27 protein-coding genes and 1 pseudogene are annotated in these 16,731 nt (G+C 69.0%); all 28 read left to right on the forward strand.

Features of this window, described 5'->3' with window-relative positions; all coding sequences use genetic code 11:
* Nucleotides 1-69: 69 nt before the first annotated feature.
* The gene (locus PV419_RS46720; protein WP_319699622.1) at nt 70-1,230 is read left to right on the forward strand and encodes a ParA family protein; all 1,161 of its coding nucleotides are present in this window, start codon (nt 70-72) and stop codon (nt 1,228-1,230) included.
* A complete protein-coding gene (locus tag PV419_RS46725; RefSeq protein WP_319699623.1) occupies nt 1,217-2,263 on the forward strand; it encodes a ParB/RepB/Spo0J family partition protein in 1,047 nt (348 codons plus the stop codon). The genes PV419_RS46720 and PV419_RS46725 overlap by 14 nt, the downstream gene beginning before the upstream one ends.
* Nucleotides 2,264-3,022: 759 nt before the next feature.
* Entirely contained in the window at nt 3,023-3,271 is a 249-nt protein-coding gene (locus tag PV419_RS46730; protein WP_319699625.1) for a hypothetical protein, read from the forward strand.
* A 377-nt stretch (nt 3,272-3,648) separates the two neighbouring features.
* Nucleotides 3,649-4,035 (forward strand): hypothetical protein, encoded by a 387-nt coding sequence (locus PV419_RS46735; protein WP_319699626.1) that lies wholly within the window; start codon nt 3,649-3,651, stop codon nt 4,033-4,035.
* Nucleotides 4,036-4,544: 509 nt separating this feature from the next.
* The gene (locus PV419_RS46740) at nt 4,545-4,901 is read left to right on the forward strand and encodes a hypothetical protein (RefSeq protein WP_319699627.1); all 357 of its coding nucleotides are present in this window, start codon (nt 4,545-4,547) and stop codon (nt 4,899-4,901) included.
* Between the two features lie 115 nt (nt 4,902-5,016).
* Nucleotides 5,017-5,445 carry a hypothetical protein gene (locus tag PV419_RS46745; protein WP_319699629.1) on the forward strand — a complete coding sequence of 143 codons (429 nt, stop codon included), beginning with the start codon at nt 5,017-5,019 and terminating at the stop codon, nt 5,443-5,445.
* A gap of 39 nt (nt 5,446-5,484) precedes the next feature.
* The gene (locus tag PV419_RS46750) at nt 5,485-5,781 is read left to right on the forward strand and encodes a hypothetical protein (RefSeq protein ID WP_319699631.1); all 297 of its coding nucleotides are present in this window, start codon (nt 5,485-5,487) and stop codon (nt 5,779-5,781) included.
* Entirely contained in the window at nt 5,778-6,506 is a 729-nt protein-coding gene (locus tag PV419_RS46755; protein WP_319699632.1) for a hypothetical protein, read from the forward strand. The genes PV419_RS46750 and PV419_RS46755 overlap by 4 nt, the downstream gene beginning before the upstream one ends.
* Entirely contained in the window at nt 6,503-6,925 is a 423-nt protein-coding gene (locus tag PV419_RS46760) for a hypothetical protein (protein ID WP_319699634.1), read from the forward strand. The genes PV419_RS46755 and PV419_RS46760 overlap by 4 nt, the downstream gene beginning before the upstream one ends.
* The gene (locus PV419_RS46765; RefSeq protein WP_319699636.1) at nt 6,922-7,680 is read left to right on the forward strand and encodes a methyltransferase; all 759 of its coding nucleotides are present in this window, start codon (nt 6,922-6,924) and stop codon (nt 7,678-7,680) included. Before PV419_RS46760 ends, PV419_RS46765 begins: the two co-directional genes overlap by 4 nt.
* 159 nt (nt 7,681-7,839) lie before the next feature.
* Nucleotides 7,840-8,742 (forward strand): phage Gp37/Gp68 family protein, encoded by a 903-nt coding sequence (locus PV419_RS46770; RefSeq protein ID WP_319699638.1) that lies wholly within the window; start codon nt 7,840-7,842, stop codon nt 8,740-8,742.
* Complete coding sequence (locus tag PV419_RS46775; RefSeq protein ID WP_319699639.1) at nt 8,739-8,960, forward strand: hypothetical protein; 222 nt, start codon at nt 8,739-8,741, stop codon at nt 8,958-8,960. Before PV419_RS46770 ends, PV419_RS46775 begins: the two co-directional genes overlap by 4 nt.
* The gene (locus tag PV419_RS46780) at nt 8,957-9,436 is read left to right on the forward strand and encodes a hypothetical protein (RefSeq protein ID WP_319699641.1); all 480 of its coding nucleotides are present in this window, start codon (nt 8,957-8,959) and stop codon (nt 9,434-9,436) included. The genes PV419_RS46775 and PV419_RS46780 overlap by 4 nt, the downstream gene beginning before the upstream one ends.
* 14 nt (nt 9,437-9,450) lie before the next feature.
* Entirely contained in the window at nt 9,451-9,978 is a 528-nt protein-coding gene (locus PV419_RS46785) for a RusA family crossover junction endodeoxyribonuclease (protein ID WP_319699643.1), read from the forward strand.
* A gap of 142 nt (nt 9,979-10,120) precedes the next feature.
* Nucleotides 10,121-10,381: pseudogene (locus PV419_RS46790) on the forward strand (WhiB family transcriptional regulator); the annotation flags it as partial.
* A 200-nt stretch (nt 10,382-10,581) separates the two neighbouring features.
* Entirely contained in the window at nt 10,582-11,367 is a 786-nt protein-coding gene (locus PV419_RS46795) for a hypothetical protein (RefSeq protein ID WP_319699645.1), read from the forward strand.
* 33 nt (nt 11,368-11,400) lie between these two features.
* Complete coding sequence (locus PV419_RS46800; protein WP_319699647.1) at nt 11,401-11,889, forward strand: single-stranded DNA-binding protein; 489 nt, start codon at nt 11,401-11,403, stop codon at nt 11,887-11,889.
* A gap of 152 nt (nt 11,890-12,041) precedes the next feature.
* Nucleotides 12,042-12,470, forward strand: a complete 429-nt coding sequence (locus PV419_RS46805) for a hypothetical protein (RefSeq protein ID WP_319699649.1) — start codon at nt 12,042-12,044, stop codon at nt 12,468-12,470.
* A gap of 110 nt (nt 12,471-12,580) precedes the next feature.
* Nucleotides 12,581-13,072 carry a hypothetical protein gene (locus tag PV419_RS46810; protein ID WP_319699651.1) on the forward strand — a complete coding sequence of 164 codons (492 nt, stop codon included), beginning with the start codon at nt 12,581-12,583 and terminating at the stop codon, nt 13,070-13,072.
* Between the two features lie 111 nt (nt 13,073-13,183).
* Nucleotides 13,184-13,456 (forward strand): hypothetical protein, encoded by a 273-nt coding sequence (locus PV419_RS46815; RefSeq protein ID WP_319699652.1) that lies wholly within the window; start codon nt 13,184-13,186, stop codon nt 13,454-13,456.
* Entirely contained in the window at nt 13,456-14,070 is a 615-nt protein-coding gene (locus PV419_RS46820; RefSeq protein WP_319699653.1) for a hypothetical protein, read from the forward strand. The genes PV419_RS46815 and PV419_RS46820 overlap by 1 nt, the downstream gene beginning before the upstream one ends.
* A complete protein-coding gene (locus PV419_RS46825; RefSeq protein ID WP_319699655.1) occupies nt 14,067-14,432 on the forward strand; it encodes a hypothetical protein in 366 nt (121 codons plus the stop codon). The genes PV419_RS46820 and PV419_RS46825 overlap by 4 nt, the downstream gene beginning before the upstream one ends.
* The gene (locus tag PV419_RS46830) at nt 14,429-14,722 is read left to right on the forward strand and encodes a helix-turn-helix domain-containing protein (protein ID WP_319699656.1); all 294 of its coding nucleotides are present in this window, start codon (nt 14,429-14,431) and stop codon (nt 14,720-14,722) included. Before PV419_RS46825 ends, PV419_RS46830 begins: the two co-directional genes overlap by 4 nt.
* Complete coding sequence (locus PV419_RS46835; protein WP_319699657.1) at nt 14,719-15,210, forward strand: hypothetical protein; 492 nt, start codon at nt 14,719-14,721, stop codon at nt 15,208-15,210. The genes PV419_RS46830 and PV419_RS46835 overlap by 4 nt, the downstream gene beginning before the upstream one ends.
* 5 nt (nt 15,211-15,215) lie before the next feature.
* Nucleotides 15,216-15,476 carry a hypothetical protein gene (locus PV419_RS46840; protein ID WP_319699659.1) on the forward strand — a complete coding sequence of 87 codons (261 nt, stop codon included), beginning with the start codon at nt 15,216-15,218 and terminating at the stop codon, nt 15,474-15,476.
* The gene (locus tag PV419_RS46845) at nt 15,476-15,844 is read left to right on the forward strand and encodes a DUF4326 domain-containing protein (protein WP_319699661.1); all 369 of its coding nucleotides are present in this window, start codon (nt 15,476-15,478) and stop codon (nt 15,842-15,844) included. The genes PV419_RS46840 and PV419_RS46845 overlap by 1 nt, the downstream gene beginning before the upstream one ends.
* A 3-nt stretch (nt 15,845-15,847) precedes the next feature.
* Nucleotides 15,848-16,426 (forward strand): 3'-5' exoribonuclease, encoded by a 579-nt coding sequence (locus tag PV419_RS46850; protein ID WP_319699663.1) that lies wholly within the window; start codon nt 15,848-15,850, stop codon nt 16,424-16,426.
* Nucleotides 16,423-16,722, forward strand: a complete 300-nt coding sequence (locus PV419_RS46855; protein WP_319699665.1) for a response regulator transcription factor — start codon at nt 16,423-16,425, stop codon at nt 16,720-16,722. The genes PV419_RS46850 and PV419_RS46855 overlap by 4 nt, the downstream gene beginning before the upstream one ends.
* The last annotated feature ends 9 nt before the right edge of the window (nt 16,723-16,731 follow it).

Genomic DNA, 16,731 nt, shown 5'->3' on the forward strand with positions numbered 1-16,731 from the left:
GCGAACGGGACCGGGCGACACGCCCAGGTCGGTTGATACCCGGCGGGTAGAAGTCAGTAAGGTGACGCCATGGCATCCCCTTACCCCGACGGCGACAGGGAAAAGGTGGCGTCAAAGCTGCCGAGCACCCTCCGTCAAGAACTCAAAGTCCGCGCGGCTGAACTTGGCATCGACATCCAAGATGCTGTCACTACCGCCATCACCGACTGGCAGGCCGACGACCGCCCCCTCGCCGCCATCGACACCGCAGGCGCCGACTCGTTCAGCACCTGGCTCCCGGCAGGCCTCTACGAGTCCTTCAAGAACACCTGCACCGACCGCGGCGTCTCCTACACTCAAGGGCTCGCCCAGTCCGTCCGCCGCTGGCTCGACGCCAACCTATCCCCCGCCGCGCAGCCGGCCACGGGCATCCCCGAGCGGAAAATCGTGTGCAACCAGAAAGGCGGCGTCGGCAAGACCGCCGTGGCCGCGGGGATCGCCCAGGCGTACGCCGAGGCTGGGAAGCGGGTCCTCCTTGTCGACTACGACCCCCAAGGACACCTCAGCGACCAACTCGGCATCGAGCCCATCCCGCCCGGCCACGACAGCCTCGTCGCCCATATGTGCGCCGAAGGCCGAGGAGACCTCCGCGACCTCCTCGTGGCCATAGAGGGCGAGCGCTTCGGGAAGCGCCTCCACGTCCTCCCAGCCTGCTTCGACGGCTTCCTCCTCGACGCGAAGATCGCCACCAACACGCGCATCCGACGCCGGGAAACCACCCTCGAGCGCGCCCTCGAACCCCTCGAGGCCGACTTCGACGTCATCGTCGTCGACTGCCCGCCCAGCCTCGGCATCGCCATGGACGCGGCCATCTACTACGGGCGCCGCCGCGACAACGAACCCGGCAAGCGCTCCGGCACCCTCGTCCCCGTCCTCGCCGAGGACAGCTCCGCCACCGCCTACAGCATGCTCGTCGACCAGATCGAATCTCTCACCGAAGACCTGGAGATCGACGTCGACTACCTCGGCCTGGTCGTCAACCTCTACGACGGCCGCCGCGGCTACGTTGCCACCTCCTCCCTCAGCGGATGGAAGGCAATAGGAGATCCGCCCGTGCTTGCTGTCATCGGCGACCTGAAGGAGCAGCGAGAAGCTGTCCGCAAGAGGAGCCCGCTCCTGGACTACGCGCCACTGTCCGACCAGGCCGAGGCGATGCGGCAGATCGCGGGGACGCGCCGTGAGCAAAGCTGACGAGATGGGCGGCTCCTCAGCGTTCGCACGCGCTGGCACAGCCCGGTCCGCCCGCGGCCGCGCCATCAAGAACGCCCTAGAAGGCAGCGCCCCTACCCAACTCGCGCTGCACCTCATCAGCCACAACCCCGACAACCCGAGGGAACAGCTCGGCGACGTCACCGACCTGGCCAACACCCTTCGCGACCACGGCCAGAGTCAGCCTCTCGACATCATGACCCGCGAGGCATACCTGACCGCCAACCCGGATCGGGAAGACGAGCTGGAGCCTCGGGCCATGTACGTGGTCATCGAGGGGAATCGGCGTCTCGCCGCTGCCAGGGAAGCGGGCTTGTCGTCGGTGAAGGTGGCGGTCGACGACACGGCCAAAGACAGCGGTCAGATCCTCGAGCGGGCCCTTGTCGCGAACATCCACCGCCAGGCATTCGAACCACTCGATGAGGCCAAAGCCCTCCAGAGGCTTCTCGAGATCCATGGCACACAGGACGCGCTGGCACAGCGGCTGCACCGATCACAGGGATGGGTATCCCAACGGCTCGCCCTGCTCGGCCTGACACCCGAATTGAAGCAGCGACTCGAGAACGGCGAGGAGAAATCAGTAGAGCTCCTGCGGCGAGTCGGCAACAAGCCTCCCGAGCAGCAACAGGCCGCGCTGGACGAGCTGAAGCGCAAGAAGACAGCCGAGCGAACGAAGACGAAGCAGCCCTGGGAGAAGCCTCTCGAGGATGAGCGCGCTGAGAGCCGCGAGAAGGGGATCCGTGGAGAGGATGAGCTCGCCGAGAAGGCAGCGACGTCCTCCGAAACCCGGACCGATCCGTCTCCCCAGCCGAACAGCAGCAGCGGCGAGGGGGAGCGAGGAGAGAACAGGGCGAACGGCTCGGATCATTACGGCGTAATGAAGTCAGCATCCGGTGAGCCGGTCGCGGTGGTGATGCCGTGGCACAACCCGTCGGCGATGAAGCAGATCCTGCGCGAGCACATGCGGCCCGACGACCTGCGGCAGCTGTCCAAGGAGCTGGCAGAGCTGGTCTGATCCGCATCCCGAGCCCCGTTCCGTCTTCATCACGAGACGGAACGGGGCCTTCCGTTTTTGTCAAGGGTTCCCTGGCGTTGCACACTCCCTGTGGGCGGGATTCCGCCCAACTTGCCGCGGATTTCCGTCACCCGTTCGAGTGGTGTAGCCCCCGATGCCTTCCGCGTGCATATATCTACGTCGCACAGTGGTGGCGCCGCCTGGCCCACGGGGTCGGCGGCCGCCGGGGACGGGGGAGCGGCCTGGTGGATCGCAGCCCCCAGCTGCCCCCTGCCCCGAGCGGCACCCCCGCCCTGCGCCGCCCGGCCCGACACATCCGGGCAACCCCACTACCAGCCTGGACACCTCCCGCACTACAATCCCCGTATCTGACGGGCGCGCCCGTGAGGTCTCCGCCCCCGTGGCGCTGATGGGTTCGTTGTCGGCAAAACTCCGCTCCCACCAACACCGCGGGGGCGTCGCCATACCCAGACCCCATACGACCGGAACAGGACCCGCCGGGGTCACATCAGCGTCAAATACCCGGACCCACTACACCACCCCACAGGCAACGGTGGGACAGTGGCAGTCCGGCACGGGACCACCGGCGGCCCGGGCCAGACCACCCCTTCCCCCGCCGGAGGACGAGCGGAGACGCCGATGCCTGGAACCAGCCCGGCAGGCTCTACACCGCCTACCCCCACCGAACCCGAAACCCCGGGCGTCATTCACCTGGGCAGCCGACGGCGAGCCCGGGCCACCGATCGTCAGGAGCCGGCCATGGGCACCGCGCGCGACGATCAGCCATTCACCCCCGAGGTTCAGCTCGCCGAGACCGTCCAGGCCCTCTACCTTCACCGCCGGCGAACCCTCACCGACCCGGGCACCGCGGAGGCGTACGACATCGCCCTCGAGGCGGCGATCCTGGTGGTCGACGGGGCCAAGATGCACGGGCACATCGACGACGAGCAGCACCAGGTGATCGCCGGGATGCTGCAGGCCGCGCGCCGAGCCCCGCATGTTCTTTGATATCTGGCATATGTGACGCTGCGTCGAATATCGCGGATCAGCAACAGTCGATACGCCCGGAAAGATCAAATATCACAACTCGTTCACCAGGCAGACCATCCGTGACATCATGAAGCGTCCGGAAACACCCGGAGTGACAATCTCCGGCCCGGCGCGCGCCTCATAGCACCCCACGGCTACGCTCCGCGTCCACCGGGCCGCCGATGGAATGGGGACCCATGGGCGAACAAGACACGGACGCGGCCGTCGCTAGAGCGCGCCTCCGGCTTCTTGCAGCGGAATTCACCACCCCCGCCACCACGCGTCGCATATCCGGGCGAAGAACCCCCACCCCCACCCCGCAAGAGCCCGTCAACCTCGACATCCTCGACCACCTCATGAAATCCACCCGCGAGGTCGTCGACTACACCCGTGAAGTCGTCCCCGAAGCCAGCCCCCCGCCGGCCATCGACGAGGGCATTTACGGCTGGATGGTGCGGCTGACACCCCACGTGGACCTGGAGAAGCAGATGGCCCGCGACGCCATCATCCACCGGCAGAGCCTCGAACACGCCATCGCCATGGGAGACAAGAACGTCATTCGCTACGAGGAGTGCCCCAACTGCTCCTGCTGGTCGCTGTTCTGGCGATACGAAGAGGACCAGGCGGCGTGCGTCAACCGGTACTGCACCGACCGCCTCGGCCGCCCCAACCTGTGGACGCTGGGGCAGATCGCCGAACACCACGTGGCCGCGAAATACGCCGCCCGTAGGACCGCAACCTGACCCACCCCCCGCAAGTCTCACAATCACCACCCGTCCCCATCGAAACACGTCTCGGCCGGTCGGAGCTGCGAACGACGGCCCGCGCCCAGGAGCTGATCGTGGCTGCACCCATACCGTCCCCCACGCCCGCGCCGAACGACCTGGTAACCCTCAGGCAAGCGCTCGCTCTGCTGCGGAGGAGTCCGTATCCCGCGTCAGAGAGCACGCTGAAGCGGTGGATCAGCCGGTACCGGATCCAGCGTCGGAGGATCGGCAGGGCCGACTACGTGAGCTTCAGTGATGTAGTGATCGCGCAGCGGCAGGCAGCGCGGGAGCGCCAGGAGCAGCGGGAGCCCTGACGGCCGCAAGGCCTCCCGGGCCTGCAGAGAGTCAGCCTCGCCCCATCTGGGGCGGGGCTTTCTTCATGCCCACACATATTAGTCGTTGCGTACGTAGCGAATAACGGGGTATGCTCGAAGAGCCGACAGCGGGCGCGGAAGCACCCGGAGTTTGATGAATCGAGGCTCGCCATGAGCGTGATCACTGCTGCCCGCATCCCGCGCCAGCCCACCAACCAGCAGCCCACCCAGGTCGACCTCACCGAGCTCCCCGAGGACACCCGGCAGCTCATCGAGCACGCCCTCGAAGCCGCACGCAACGCCCCCGACAACGACGTGTACTTCGACCACATGACCACCGCGATCACCGCCGCCGGAATCCGGCAGCCCCGCCATGGCGAGATCGTCCGCTGCGGCTGCACCAGCTGCCACTGCGACGTCCTCTACGACGTCGACGACCCCGACGCCTGGCTGTACAACGACGGCGCCCACGAGATCCCCCAGTGCCCCGGCTGCGCCGACGAACACCCCGGCACCAACGCCGAATAGGCACCCCCAGACGGGTCCGGCCCCCGGTCGAGCACCGGCGGCCCAGCGCCAAAACTCCCGGCGGCCGGACCGACCCACCACCACACCCACGGCACCGCCAGCACGGGAGACAGCCATGCCCAACACCATCGACAACCTCACCGCCATCGCCGCCCACGCGCACCGCTACGGCCTCCACACCGGCAACCAGTTCGCTGCCCCCGGCCCCTGCGCGCCGCTCGACATCTGCGCCATCGCCTACATCGTCGCCGAACGCTGCGCCCCGCCCGCCGAGTTCTTCACCGACGAGGTCGCCTCTCTCGAAATCATCGCCGCCAGCGCCGGAGCCATGCAGGCCATCCGGGCTATCTCCAGCGCGCTCGAGACCAAGCCCAGCATCACTGAGGTCGCCCCCGGCGAGGAGGTGCCCGACTACATCGAGCACGTCTCCAGCTGGGTCGCCACCAACCCGATCGGCGAGCAGCAGCCGCCCTCCGTCTCGGAGGTCATCGGCCGCATCCACCGAGCCATCCGCAACCTCGACGCCCTCCCGACCGCGGCCTGACCCCCACCCCACCCCACCGCCCCGAACGGAGCCCACGCCATGGCCACGCCCACCACCACCATCAACCGCAGCGACGACGACAACCGCCTCGACACCCTCGCCCTCGCCGCCGGCCGAGCCGACGCCTACGACGAGCACCGCGACGGAACCAACCTCGACATCCTCTTCTCCCGCGCCGAGACCATGACCCTCTACCTGGACTCGGTCAACGACGCCTACGCCGCCTACGCGCTCGGCTACTCCAGTTACGTCACCGGTGCCCAGATGGAAGCCGAGCAGACCCGCCGCATCGCCAACGAGGAGTACGTCGAGTACCTGTCCGGCGGTGCCCGATGACCACCACCCCCGCTTCACTGCCACCGGAACACGAGGTTGAGATCCGCGAGTGGGCGCTCGGCCTGGCTGCCGCCTACACCGCGTGGCTCAACAAGTTCAGCCCGCTGTACGAGGACCAGCAGATGGCGGACACCGTTGAGGTGCTACTGAAGCGGGTGCCCGCGCTGCTGGCCGAGCTGGACCGGGCCCGCGCCCAGCTGGTCGCAGCCCCGGCCGAGTGGGACTGCGCGCACGGCACTGCCGAGGACGAGCCGTTCTGCCAGGAACTCGACGAGGACGAGCACCCGACGTGCCCGACCGTCCGCGTCCACCGGGACGACGTCGACCGGTTCGCCGCCATGGTCGACATGGTGCACGAACTGCGGAACCGCGTCACCGAGCTGGAGCGGTCAGCCGTCGAAGGACGAGCAGCACTGGCCAACCTCATCCAGGACCACGAGGACCCCGGGACCGCTGCACTCGGCGCCCTGTACCTGCTCTCACAGGCCACAACCAGCGTCAACGCCCAGCCGGACGACGCGGCCCGTGCACTGGCTCGCCACGACGCGGCGACTCTCGACTCCGCAGCCGACGAGCTGATGAACCAGGCCGACCGACTGGCCGGACAGTACGCCGACAGCGACATCACCGGAGACGGCCCGACTGCTGTGCTGGAGACATGGGGGCGCGCTGAGGAAGTAGTGCGACGCCTCGCCACCCGCGCCGTCAAGGGAGCGGTCCGGTGACCGCCAAGGCGCGCCCCAGCGCCCGCACGAAGGGTGCCGCCACCCCGGCGTCACCCACCCGCCCCCGCCTCAGCCTCATCAAGACCGCCCCGGCCCCCGCTGACCTCACCGAGACGCGCTTCTACCGGGACCTCCGCGTAGCCGCCGCCCACGCCACACTCCACGCCGGCACCCACGGCATCCACGCCCCCTACCGCGACTGGACCGGACTCTCCGACGGCACAGCCACCACCCTCATCGACGACGACCTGCGCCTCATCTACACCCCCGCCTGGCCCAACGCACAGCTCACCGCCTACAGCCACTGCCCGAACGGCCACGGCCACACCCGCCCCGTCACCAGCACCGACGACATCCTCGCCTTCCGCCACGACCTCGAAGACTGCACCGCCACCGCCAAGGAGCACCCACAGACATGAAGGTCACCACCGACGTACTCGCCGTCCTCGACCGCGCCGAAACCGACGGCAACGCCCTCCGCCTCACCGGCCAGCTCGACCGCAAGCTGTACGTCGCCACCAACAAGGTGCTGGAGCTGGCGGGCGGCAAGTGGAACCGCAAGGCAAAGGCCCACCTGTTCGACGCCGACGCTGCCGACGCCATCGAGCAGGTCATCCTCACCGGTGAGGTCGTCAGCACCAAGCAGCAGTTCGGCTACTTCCCGACGCCCGCCCCAGTCGTCGAACAGCTCATCGACCTCGCCGACCTGTCACCCGGCATGGACGTACTGGAGCCGTCCGCCGGACGCGGCGCCATCGCGCTCCCCATAGCCGACCTCGGTGTATTCGTCGAATGCATCGAGCTCCAGGAGGGCAACGCTCGCCACATCATCGACGCCGACGCGCTGGGCATTCTCGGCGTCACGATCGGCGACTTCCTCGCCTGCGACTCGAACCCCGAGTTCGACCGCATCGTGATGAACCCGCCGTTCGCCAAGCAGGCCGACATCCGGCATGTGCAGCACGCCCTGAACTTCCTCAAGCCCGGCGGCCTGCTCGTAGCGGTCATGTCCGCCGGAGTGACCTTCCGCAGTGGGCGGGCCGAGGAATTCCGGAAGCTCGTCGCCGACCGGGGCGGTTCCATCGAGCCGCTGCCCGAGAGCGCGTTCAAGGAGTCCGGAACCGACGTACGGACCGTAGTTGCCCTCATCCCGGCGTCAGCTGCCGGTGACTGAGCAGCAGACCCAGGCCGCCCTCGACGCCGCCGAGGCCGAACTCCAGCAGGCCCGCGGCTTTCGCGCCGCAGCAGCCGCCTGGATCAACAACCCCGCACACGACATCACCGCCCGCCGAACACCTCGGCCTCCCAGCACCACGACAGGAGAACCCAGCCCATGGCCAGTAACACCACCATTCAGTGGACCGAGCAGACCTGGAATCCGACGTCGGGCTGCGACCGGATCTCCGACGGATGTACGAACTGCTACGCCCTCACCATGGCCAAGCGCCTCAAGGGCATGGGCCAGGCCAAGTACCAGAACGACGGCAACCCCAAGACCTCCGGCCCCGGATTCGGTATCTCCGTACACCCCGAGGCCTTCCTCGAACCGCTCCGCTGGAAGAAGCCCCGCCGCGTCTTCGTAAATTCAATGAGCGACCTGTTCCACTCCGGCATCGACACCGCCAGCCTCCACCTGATCTTCGGCGTCATGGCCGCCACGCCCCAGCACACCTACCAGATCCTCACCAAGCGGCACGGCCGGATGCGGAGCCTCCTCAACAACCCCCAGTTCGCACACATGGTCTTCCACCGGGCCAAGATGTACGGCCGCCCCGACACCGCCGCCCGGACCTGGCCCCTGCCGAACATCCACCTCGGCGTCTCCGTGGAGAACCAGAAGTGGGCCAACATCCGCATCAAGGCCCTCGCCCAGACCCCGGCCGCCGTCCGCTTCCTGTCCTGCGAACCCCTTCTCGGCCCCGTACGCCTCACTCGAGCGCACGCCCACTGCCCTACCCACGACTTCCCCGGCGGATTCTGCTCCGGCCCCTGCCCGGACCTGATCCTGCCCGACTGGATCATCATCGGCGGCGAGTCAGGCCCCGGCGCGCGCCCGTTCGAACCCCAGTGGGCCGCCGACCTCATCGACGACGCACGCCTCGCCGGAGCAGCCCCGTTCGTCAAGCAGCTTGGATCCGTCTGGGCCCGCGCCAACGGCGCCTCCGACAGCAAGGGCGGCAAGCTCGAGGACTGGCCGGCCGCCCTCCGCGTCCGCGAGTACCCGACAACGCGATGACCGAGTACGAGGTCGCCTGCCTCGGCAAAGCCGCCTTCCCCTCCCGCCGCACCGCACGGCGCCGAGCCCGACAGATACGCGGCGAAGGCGGACCCGACATGCGCGCCTACCGGTGCTGGTACTGCGACCGCATCCACATAGGCCACCGCGCCGGCCACGCCACCTACCTCCGCACCGGACCCCACGGCCCCATCCACCTCCAGGAGTACGCCCAATGACCACCGCCTGCCCTACACCCCGACGCGTCAGCCACCCCACACAGGAAGCAGCCGACCGGCAGCGCGTCAACGACCGCTTCCTCCACGGCGCCGCCCTCCACCCCTACAAGTGCCGGTGCAGCCGCTGGCACCTCACACGAAACCTCGACGAGGAACTCCCCACCTACCAGCAGGCAAAGCCCGAAGACGCCGAACGCCTCCGCCAACTGGGCGACCCCGCCTTCAGGGCTCTGGTTGACGCCGACGCGAAGAAGACCGCCCAGATAGCTGACCGGCTCGCTCTACGCCACCCGGACAACCTGGCCCGCTGGCAGTGGTCTCTCGAATCCCTCCAGCGAGAGGTCCGCCAGCAGCTGACCAACGAGGGCACCGAGAACTGGCGATCCAAGGCCCAGCACTACGACGACGCCCTCTCCGACCGCCTCGCCGAATGCCAGGCGCTCCACACCGAAGCCGCCCGCCCACAAGCCGCCTGACCCGGAGACCACCCGTGACGCTCACCGCCCCCGACCCGGCCATCACCGGCACCACCTGGCGACACGCCCTCACCATCGTCGTCAACGGCCGCCCCGCACCTCAGGGATCGAAACGCTACGCCGGACATCGCCGCAACGCCGCCTCCGGCCGCGTCTCCGCTGTCCTCGTCGAACAGTCCAAGCGCGTCAAGCCCTGGCGAGCCTTGGTCACCGCAGCCGCCACCGAAGCCTGCCTTATCTCGCGTACGGCGCCGCTCGACGGGCCCCTCGCAGCCGAGCTCATCTTCACCGTGCTGAAGCCCGCCTCGGCGCCGAAGCGTCGCCGCACCTGGCCCATCACCCGGCACAGCGGCGACCTCGACAAGCTGCTCCGCTCGACTTTTGACGGTGTCGCTGACGCCCAGGCCGTAGTCGACGACGCCCGGATCATCCGCGTGGCCGCCGAGAAGACCTTCCCCGGCGAGCACCCCGACGCCCTCGACCAGCCCGGCGCCATCATCCGCCTCTACACCCTGAACGGAATAGCGGAGAGTAACCGATGACCGTGACCACAAGCCGCTATATAGGGCCAGCCGCTCCATCACCCGGAATCGGTCACTCTCCGCACCCGCTGGCCAACCGCGAGATCCGTACCGCCCTCAACTACGCGCTGCGCCCCAACGGAGGAACCTCGTGAGCGCCCGTCTGGTTACACCACCCACCACACCCCCCGTCCGCGACTGGCGGTACGACGCCGAATGCCGCAATGAGGCCGCCGAACTGTTTTTCCCCATTGGGAAGACCGGGGAAGCGCTCCTTCAGATCGAGGACGCGAAGGCCGTGTGTCGACGCTGCCCGGTCATGGAGAGCTGCCTTCAGTGGGCGCTGGAGACCGCCGAGCCGCACGGCATCTTCGGAGGCAAGACCGACGACGAGCGGCGGGCTCTGCTGCGGCGGGAGAGGCGCCGTATGCCGGGGCACGGGAATCCGGAGCTGGCGTGGGTGCAGATTGTGCGGGACCGCCGGCCCGAGTTCGTGGCGCTTCAGGAGGCTGGATCTTCGGTTCGGGAGATCGCTGAGGCGTTGGGTACAAACGGCCAGACGGTGCACAACGTGCTGCGGGCCCTGGAAGCCGAGAAAGACACCGCAACTGAGGCGGTGGCGGCATGAGCATCATGACCATGGAGGAGCGCGGGGACATGGTGGAGGAACTGCTGCCCGTCGCCGCCCACCTGGCCGTGCTGGTCCACGGTGACGGCGGTCCCCGGGACGTTCACCAGGCCATCGCCCGCCTCAGTCCGGCGCAGCGGGACGCGCTGATCGTAATCCTCGCCGGGCTGGTGGACCCCGACCGGCCGATGGGCGCGGTGCTCGGATGGTTGGACTTCAACGAGCACGGCGAGTCGATCGTCCCGGAGTGGAACGACAAGGCCACGCTCCGCGCGGTGGCCGACCAGGAGCAGCCTGAGGACAACTGGGACGGCATTGACCACGTAGCGGTCGACCGGTGGCTCCGTGGCCGGCCGGTCACCCTGACCCGCGCGGAGCGCGTAGCCGCGACCCTCGAAGGCCTGCGGCGCGGCATGACGTACCGGGACATGGACGAGCTGACGCGGGTGAAGTCCGGCACGACGTACCAGTTCATCCTGCGGGAGCGGAAGGCAGCGGCCGCGCGAGGCGAGCAGTTGCCGGGTGACGTTCCGGCGGAGACACCGCGCAGGTTCACCGAGCCCGAGGTCATCGACATGCGGGAGCGGTCTGCGGCGGGCGAGTCGGATCTCGAACTGGGGCTGGCGTTCGGTGTGGCGTCGCAGACCGTGGATCGGATCGTGCGTGGCGTGCACTACCCGGAGTACGGGGGGCCGGTCCGGGCGAAGAAGTGCGGGCGCCCGTCGGAATCGTCACGGGTGCTGTTCAACGGCGCCACGCCCGGCTTCGCGATCGCCAGCTGAAGCACACATCACTACAAGATCAGGAGAAGCATCATGCTGCCCACGTTGAACGGGACTGCCCGTCTCATCGAGGACCCCGAGCTGAGGTACGCCGCCTCGGGTGGCGCGGTTGCCCGTGTCCGGTTGGCGTTCAACTCGCGGAAGAAGGACCAGGCCGGCCAGTGGGTCGACGACGCGTCGTTCTTCGTCACTGGCACGGCGTTCGGCCAGGCCGCGGAGAACATTGCGGCCACGCTGCAGCGCGGGATGGAGGTGGTGGTGTCGGGCCGGATGAAGACGGACTCGTGGGAGAAGGACGGGGAGAAGCAGTCTCGTCCTGCGCTGCTGCTGGACAGTGTGGGCCCGTCGCTCCGGTTCGCGACCGCGCGGGTGGAGAAGTCGGGCGGGTCCGGTAGCGGTCGTCAGGAGTTCCAGCAGGCCCGGCAGCAGCAGGGCGCGGGGTCGGGGGGTCCGTGGGCGTCGGCGCCGGCCGGTGGTGGCGGGGGTTGGGCTGGTGGGGGAGAGGACGAGCCTCCGTTCTGACGGAGCGTGTTGAGAGAGGCCCGGTCCCTGGTGGGGCCGGGTCTTTGTCGTGGGTGCAGCATCACTCTCCAATTAGTCGTTGCGTACGTAGCGAATAAAGAGGTATGCTCGAAGAGTCAACAACGCACCACCCGAAAACCCAAGGGGAGCCCATGGCCAGCACCGTCATCACCACCATCACCCCCGACCACCTCGACGACTTCCTGGCCACCTCCCCCGACTACCTCAACCTCAGCGTCTACTTCGACCTCGCCCACGACGCCGACGCCCCCGCCAACGTCGCCCGCATCACCGCCGGCCAGCTCCGCGCCCAGATCGCCGACATGCCCCGCACCATCCCCGGGCCCGCCGCGCAGCTCGCCGACCTCCTCAACACCCGCCCCCTGATGCGGTACGAGGTTCGTCTCGTCGACCGCAACGGCTACACGGTCAACCACCCCGAGGCCGTCAAGGTGGTCTCCGGGGATCAGGTCGACGCCGCCACGCTGCACCTGCTGAACCGGGTCGCCCCGGCCGACGCCGCTTGCGAGGGCCACCCGCTGTACAGCTACCGCGTCCAGGAGACCGAGCTGCCCGCCTGACCCCTGCGGCCCGGCGGCTGCCCACACCCCGCAGGGGAGCCGCCCCCGCACCACCCATCGCGGAGAACCCACCGCAACCCCGACAGCACCGACACCACCGTGGAGAACCCGTGAGCACTGACCTGATCACCCAGACCGGCATGTCCCACTACGACTTCCTGGAACTGCTCGGCTTCGCCTGGCAGGTCGACAGCGAAGGCTACGACTACGCCGCCAAGCACTACGCCCCCCGGTTCGAGACGCCCGACCTTCAGCAGCAGGCCCAGGACGACGGCGCGCTTCGCGCCCTGTACCGCAAGTACCGGACGACGCTTCAGCGGTGGGAGGACCAGACCCCCGACGAGGAGATCGAGGAGATCTGGTCGGCGCACCTGCAGGAGGCGAAGGAGCGCCGTGAGGCGCACCTGCTGTGGGCGGTGCACCCGGGCGGTGACTGGGACTACGCGGCCTACTCGCACGCCTTCGAGTCGCGGGAGGAGGCCGAGGAGTGGATTGAGGGCCGGAAGCGGCTGACGGGGAAGTACAGCTGGGGTCCGTGGGAGGGCCGTCTGCTGCACCGTGACGAGCCGGGCGGCGAGTGGGCCGAGGTTCCTGCCGCCTGACGCTGCGCCCCTCGCACCACCCCCCACCACGTACGGGCCGCCCGACCGATCGCAGCCGCGTCGGGCGGCCCACCCCTGACCTCGAGTCGACGCCTGAAGGAGACCCATCGCATGAGCGCTCTGAACTCAGCGTCCGCGACCGGCCGGGCCCATGACGCCGCCACCGTCGACCACCTCGGGCGCCCGGTGTGCGACGGCACCACGCGCCGCGCCACCCGCAACTGCACCAAGCTTGCCGACTTCCAGCTCAAGCAGCCCGGCGCCAAGGCGGCTTCCGGCTATGCGTGCGAGGCCCATGCCGGCCAGGTGGCCCGGGTCATCGCGGACGGCGAGGCCGGTCTCGAGTACGAGCAGCGCCTCATCCCGATCAGGACCAAGGAGTGATGGAGCCCGCGATGAACGACCGGGCCCGCCGTCGCACCATCGTGTGCGCCTGCTGCGGCGAGACTGCCGCCCACCGGGGCCACGGCTACTGCGTCGCCTGCTACACCCGCTGGGTCTACCACGGCCGCCCGGCCGACGGACCGCCGAAGCCGGGCGAGGCGCCTCGCAAGCCCCCGGCCAAGCGCGACCAGGTGATCCCCGCCTTCTGCCTCCACGGCCACCGCCTCAACGCGGACAACCTGCGCTTCACCCCCGATGGGGTCCGGTACTGCCGTGCCTGCCGGTACGTCACCGAGAAGACGTACAACGAGCGTCAATTCACGTACCGCCACGATGGCCACGACGTCATCCCCACCCGCGACGGCCGGCGCTACTGCCGCACCTGCAACCGCGGCGACCACGACATCGACGAGATGGCCATCGAGCGCACCGCCTCCGGCGACCGGCCCGAGCGCGTGAACGCCGCCGAACTCGAGGCCGCAGTCATCCAGCTCCGCCTGTACGGGCTGACGTACGCGCTGATCGCCGAACGAACCGGCTGCACTCTCCGCCACGCCTGGTGGATCTGCGACCGCAACGGCCTTACCACGCCCCGAAGGAGACCCGCCGCGTGAACCCCTGCACCTGCCGCTACTGCCAGACCGAGACCGCTCCCGAAGCCGCCCAGCCTTCGACTGCGCCCGATCCGGTCGAGCTGCCCGCCGAGCCGCGGCCGTTCCGTGTCCACCTCCACGACCGGCGCCCCATGGACTGCACGCTGCACCCCGGCGGCCAGATCACGACCGTCATGAACGGGGAGACCTGGCGGTCCGCGCTCACCTTCGACGAGATGCGGGCCATGGACTGGGCCGAAGCGCGTATCGAGTGGGAGCCGGGTGAAGCGTCACCGGAGTCTGAACCGACGCCGTCGCCGTTACCGCCGATCGTCGATGAGCTTCCGCTCCCGGCCGTACCAGCTGGGCGGGAAGTCGCGTGAAGGTCCGTGCCGACATTGCCGCGCTCATCAACGAGGGCCACACCGACGCCTCCATCGCCCGTCGGCTGTGCTGCCGCCGGTCCACCGTCAACCGGGCCCGCCTGGCCATGAAGCTGCCGCCGGGTGGGCCGCTGCACCGCCTGTACGCCGAGGAACTGCCCACCGGCCAGGTCCGGGACTACCGGCCGGTCCGGATGCCCACCAGCCCGGCGCAGGCCGCCGCCAACCGCGCCCGGCTCCTGGCCGCCCTGGAAGACCCCGCCCACGACACCGAAAGGGAAGCCGCATGACCACACCCACACCCGCCCCGACGTGGACCATGGCGCCCCCTTGGGCCGCGAAGACCCCCGTCGACTACGCCCGGGACCATGCCGAGTCCGCGTGGCGCTCTCACCTCCGGTTCCGCGCCTACGCGGATGCGCCGGCCACCGCGTGGAACGTCACCACCGCCCCGGACGGGCAGCCGATGCTGACCTGCCGGGTCGACGGCGCCGAGGCCCTGGAGGCGTTGGAGACGTTCGGCGGCGACGGCGGAACGCTGCTCTTCCCCGGGGACCAGCGGCCCGTCATGGACCTCTCGGAGCCAAGCCGGGTGGCGTGCGTGTGGCGTACGGACGGCGTGTGGGTGTCCCTGTGGACCGTGGAGTCCGCCGCCCCGGCTCCGCTTCCGGCCCCGGCCTCGGCCCCGCCCCTGCCGCCGATACCGCCGCAGCGAGTCAAGGCGCCCACCAGTCGCCTCCGCCGCTTCTTCCGCCCCACCACTCCGAAGGAGAACTGACCCTCATGTCCCGTGTCCTGAAGCGCACCGCCACCGTGGCCGCCGTGCTCGCCCTGGCCGCGTTCGGCCTCACCGCCTGCTCCGACCAGGACGACGAGTGCGACAGCAGCGCCCTCGGCACCGCCTCGCTCATCGCCCCCAAGCGGCCCGGAGGCGGGCACGGCGGCCGTGGCGGCTCCCACGGCTCCGGCAGCAAGTCCAAGACCGGCAAGCACAGCACCCACCACGGCGTGCACGTCGACACCGACGACTGCGACGACGACTGATGACCGCCCGCATCCAGCGCAAGCGCACCCCCGGGTGGCGCAAGCCCGCCAACACGGTGATCGTCGACCGCACCAGCCGCTTCGGGAACCCGTTCCGCGTCGAGGACGCCATCGAAGCCGAGTACTCCAACCCGCGCCGCGCCTGCGTCTCCCACTACCGCGCCTGGCTCGAAGGCAGCATGGAGTATCCCGACACGTTCATCGTCGGTGGCAAGACGTTCGACCGCCGCCGCGTCCTCGCTGACATTCACCTGCTGCGCGGCCAAAACCTCGCCTGCCCGTGCCCGCTGCCCGACGAGCCGGGCCAGCTCGACCACTGCCACGCCCAGGTGCTCCTGGAACTGGCCAACGCTTCGAAGGAGAACTGATCCATGGTTGTCCGCAACGTCTACCTGGACTGCGAGTTCCTGACCGCCGACTCCGGCCTCGATGGCCTCGTGTCCATCGGCCTCACCGACGATCAGGGCGTCGAGTACTACGCGGTGAACCGGGCCTGTGACTGGCATGCCCTGGTGTGGCACGACTGGATGCGCGCCAACGTCGTCCCTTCTCTGCCGCTCCGGTTCCCCCTGGGTAGACAGGGGAGCCCGAGCATCTGGATCTGGGACGACGAGCACCCGGACCGTCAGGCGCTGAAGAGGCCCCAGGTCATCCGGGACGACATCGCCGCCTACTTCGCGGACACGGACGCCGAGGTCACGCACCTGTACGCGTACTACGGCGGGCAGGACATCTGCCGTCTCCACTCCCTGTGGGGCAACGACTGGGCCGCCATGCCGAAGCCCGTGCCGCGCTGGTTCTTCGACCTGAAGGCCCTCGCCGTACAGGCCGGGAGCCCGGTGCTGCCGGAGCAGGAGACCGGGGCCCACAACGCCCTCGAGGACGCCCGGCACAACCGCACCATCCACCAGTTCCTGACCAGCCTGCTGATGACCGAGGCGACGGAGTGACCGCCCCGACCAAGGTGGGCCCGCCGCCGACCTGTGGCGGGCCCATTGCGCAGCAGCCGCTGGAGCTCTCCTCGAGGAAGCTTCAGATCGTTCGGTTCGCGGCGAACGGCTTCACCAATGCCGAGATCGGCCGCGAGCTGTACCTGAGTACCCACACGGTCAACGACTACTGGCGGCAGATTTACAAGGCGCTCGGCGAGGTGGATCGGACGAACGCGGTCGCCTTGGCGCTGGTGCGCGGTCTGGTGCGGCCGGACGAAGTGCAGCTGCGACCCCCGCGCGGTTCCGCAGCGTGACCGTTTGTG

Origin of the sequence: Streptomyces sp. ME19-01-6, assembly GCF_033793745.1 — a bacterium.
GTDB lineage: Bacteria > Actinomycetota > Actinomycetes > Streptomycetales > Streptomycetaceae > Streptomyces.

Excerpts from the sequence above, each read along its gene's own strand:
- PV419_RS46720 (WP_319699622.1), top strand. The coding sequence starts at position 70 with ATGGCATCCCCTTACCCCGACGGCGACAGGGAAAAGGTGGCGTCAAAG.
- PV419_RS46730 (WP_319699625.1), top strand. The coding sequence starts at position 3,023 with ATGGGCACCGCGCGCGACGATCAGCCATTCACCCCCGAGGTTCAGCTC.
- PV419_RS46735 (WP_319699626.1), top strand. The coding sequence starts at position 3,649 with ATGAAATCCACCCGCGAGGTCGTCGACTACACCCGTGAAGTCGTCCCC.
- PV419_RS46740 (WP_319699627.1), top strand. The coding sequence starts at position 4,545 with ATGAGCGTGATCACTGCTGCCCGCATCCCGCGCCAGCCCACCAACCAG.
- PV419_RS46745 (WP_319699629.1), top strand. The coding sequence starts at position 5,017 with ATGCCCAACACCATCGACAACCTCACCGCCATCGCCGCCCACGCGCAC.
- PV419_RS46750 (WP_319699631.1), top strand. The coding sequence starts at position 5,485 with ATGGCCACGCCCACCACCACCATCAACCGCAGCGACGACGACAACCGC.
- PV419_RS46755 (WP_319699632.1), top strand. The coding sequence starts at position 5,778 with ATGACCACCACCCCCGCTTCACTGCCACCGGAACACGAGGTTGAGATC.
- PV419_RS46765 (WP_319699636.1), top strand. The coding sequence starts at position 6,922 with ATGAAGGTCACCACCGACGTACTCGCCGTCCTCGACCGCGCCGAAACC.
- PV419_RS46770 (WP_319699638.1), top strand. The coding sequence starts at position 7,840 with ATGGCCAGTAACACCACCATTCAGTGGACCGAGCAGACCTGGAATCCG.
- PV419_RS46775 (WP_319699639.1), top strand. The coding sequence starts at position 8,739 with ATGACCGAGTACGAGGTCGCCTGCCTCGGCAAAGCCGCCTTCCCCTCC.
- PV419_RS46780 (WP_319699641.1), top strand. The coding sequence starts at position 8,957 with ATGACCACCGCCTGCCCTACACCCCGACGCGTCAGCCACCCCACACAG.
- PV419_RS46795 (WP_319699645.1), top strand. The coding sequence starts at position 10,582 with ATGAGCATCATGACCATGGAGGAGCGCGGGGACATGGTGGAGGAACTG.
- PV419_RS46800 (WP_319699647.1), top strand. The coding sequence starts at position 11,401 with ATGCTGCCCACGTTGAACGGGACTGCCCGTCTCATCGAGGACCCCGAG.
- PV419_RS46805 (WP_319699649.1), top strand. The coding sequence starts at position 12,042 with ATGGCCAGCACCGTCATCACCACCATCACCCCCGACCACCTCGACGAC.
- PV419_RS46815 (WP_319699652.1), top strand. The coding sequence starts at position 13,184 with ATGAGCGCTCTGAACTCAGCGTCCGCGACCGGCCGGGCCCATGACGCC.
- PV419_RS46820 (WP_319699653.1), top strand. The coding sequence starts at position 13,456 with ATGGAGCCCGCGATGAACGACCGGGCCCGCCGTCGCACCATCGTGTGC.
- PV419_RS46835 (WP_319699657.1), top strand. The coding sequence starts at position 14,719 with ATGACCACACCCACACCCGCCCCGACGTGGACCATGGCGCCCCCTTGG.
- PV419_RS46840 (WP_319699659.1), top strand. The coding sequence starts at position 15,216 with ATGTCCCGTGTCCTGAAGCGCACCGCCACCGTGGCCGCCGTGCTCGCC.
- PV419_RS46845 (WP_319699661.1), top strand. The coding sequence starts at position 15,476 with ATGACCGCCCGCATCCAGCGCAAGCGCACCCCCGGGTGGCGCAAGCCC.
- PV419_RS46850 (WP_319699663.1), top strand. The coding sequence starts at position 15,848 with ATGGTTGTCCGCAACGTCTACCTGGACTGCGAGTTCCTGACCGCCGAC.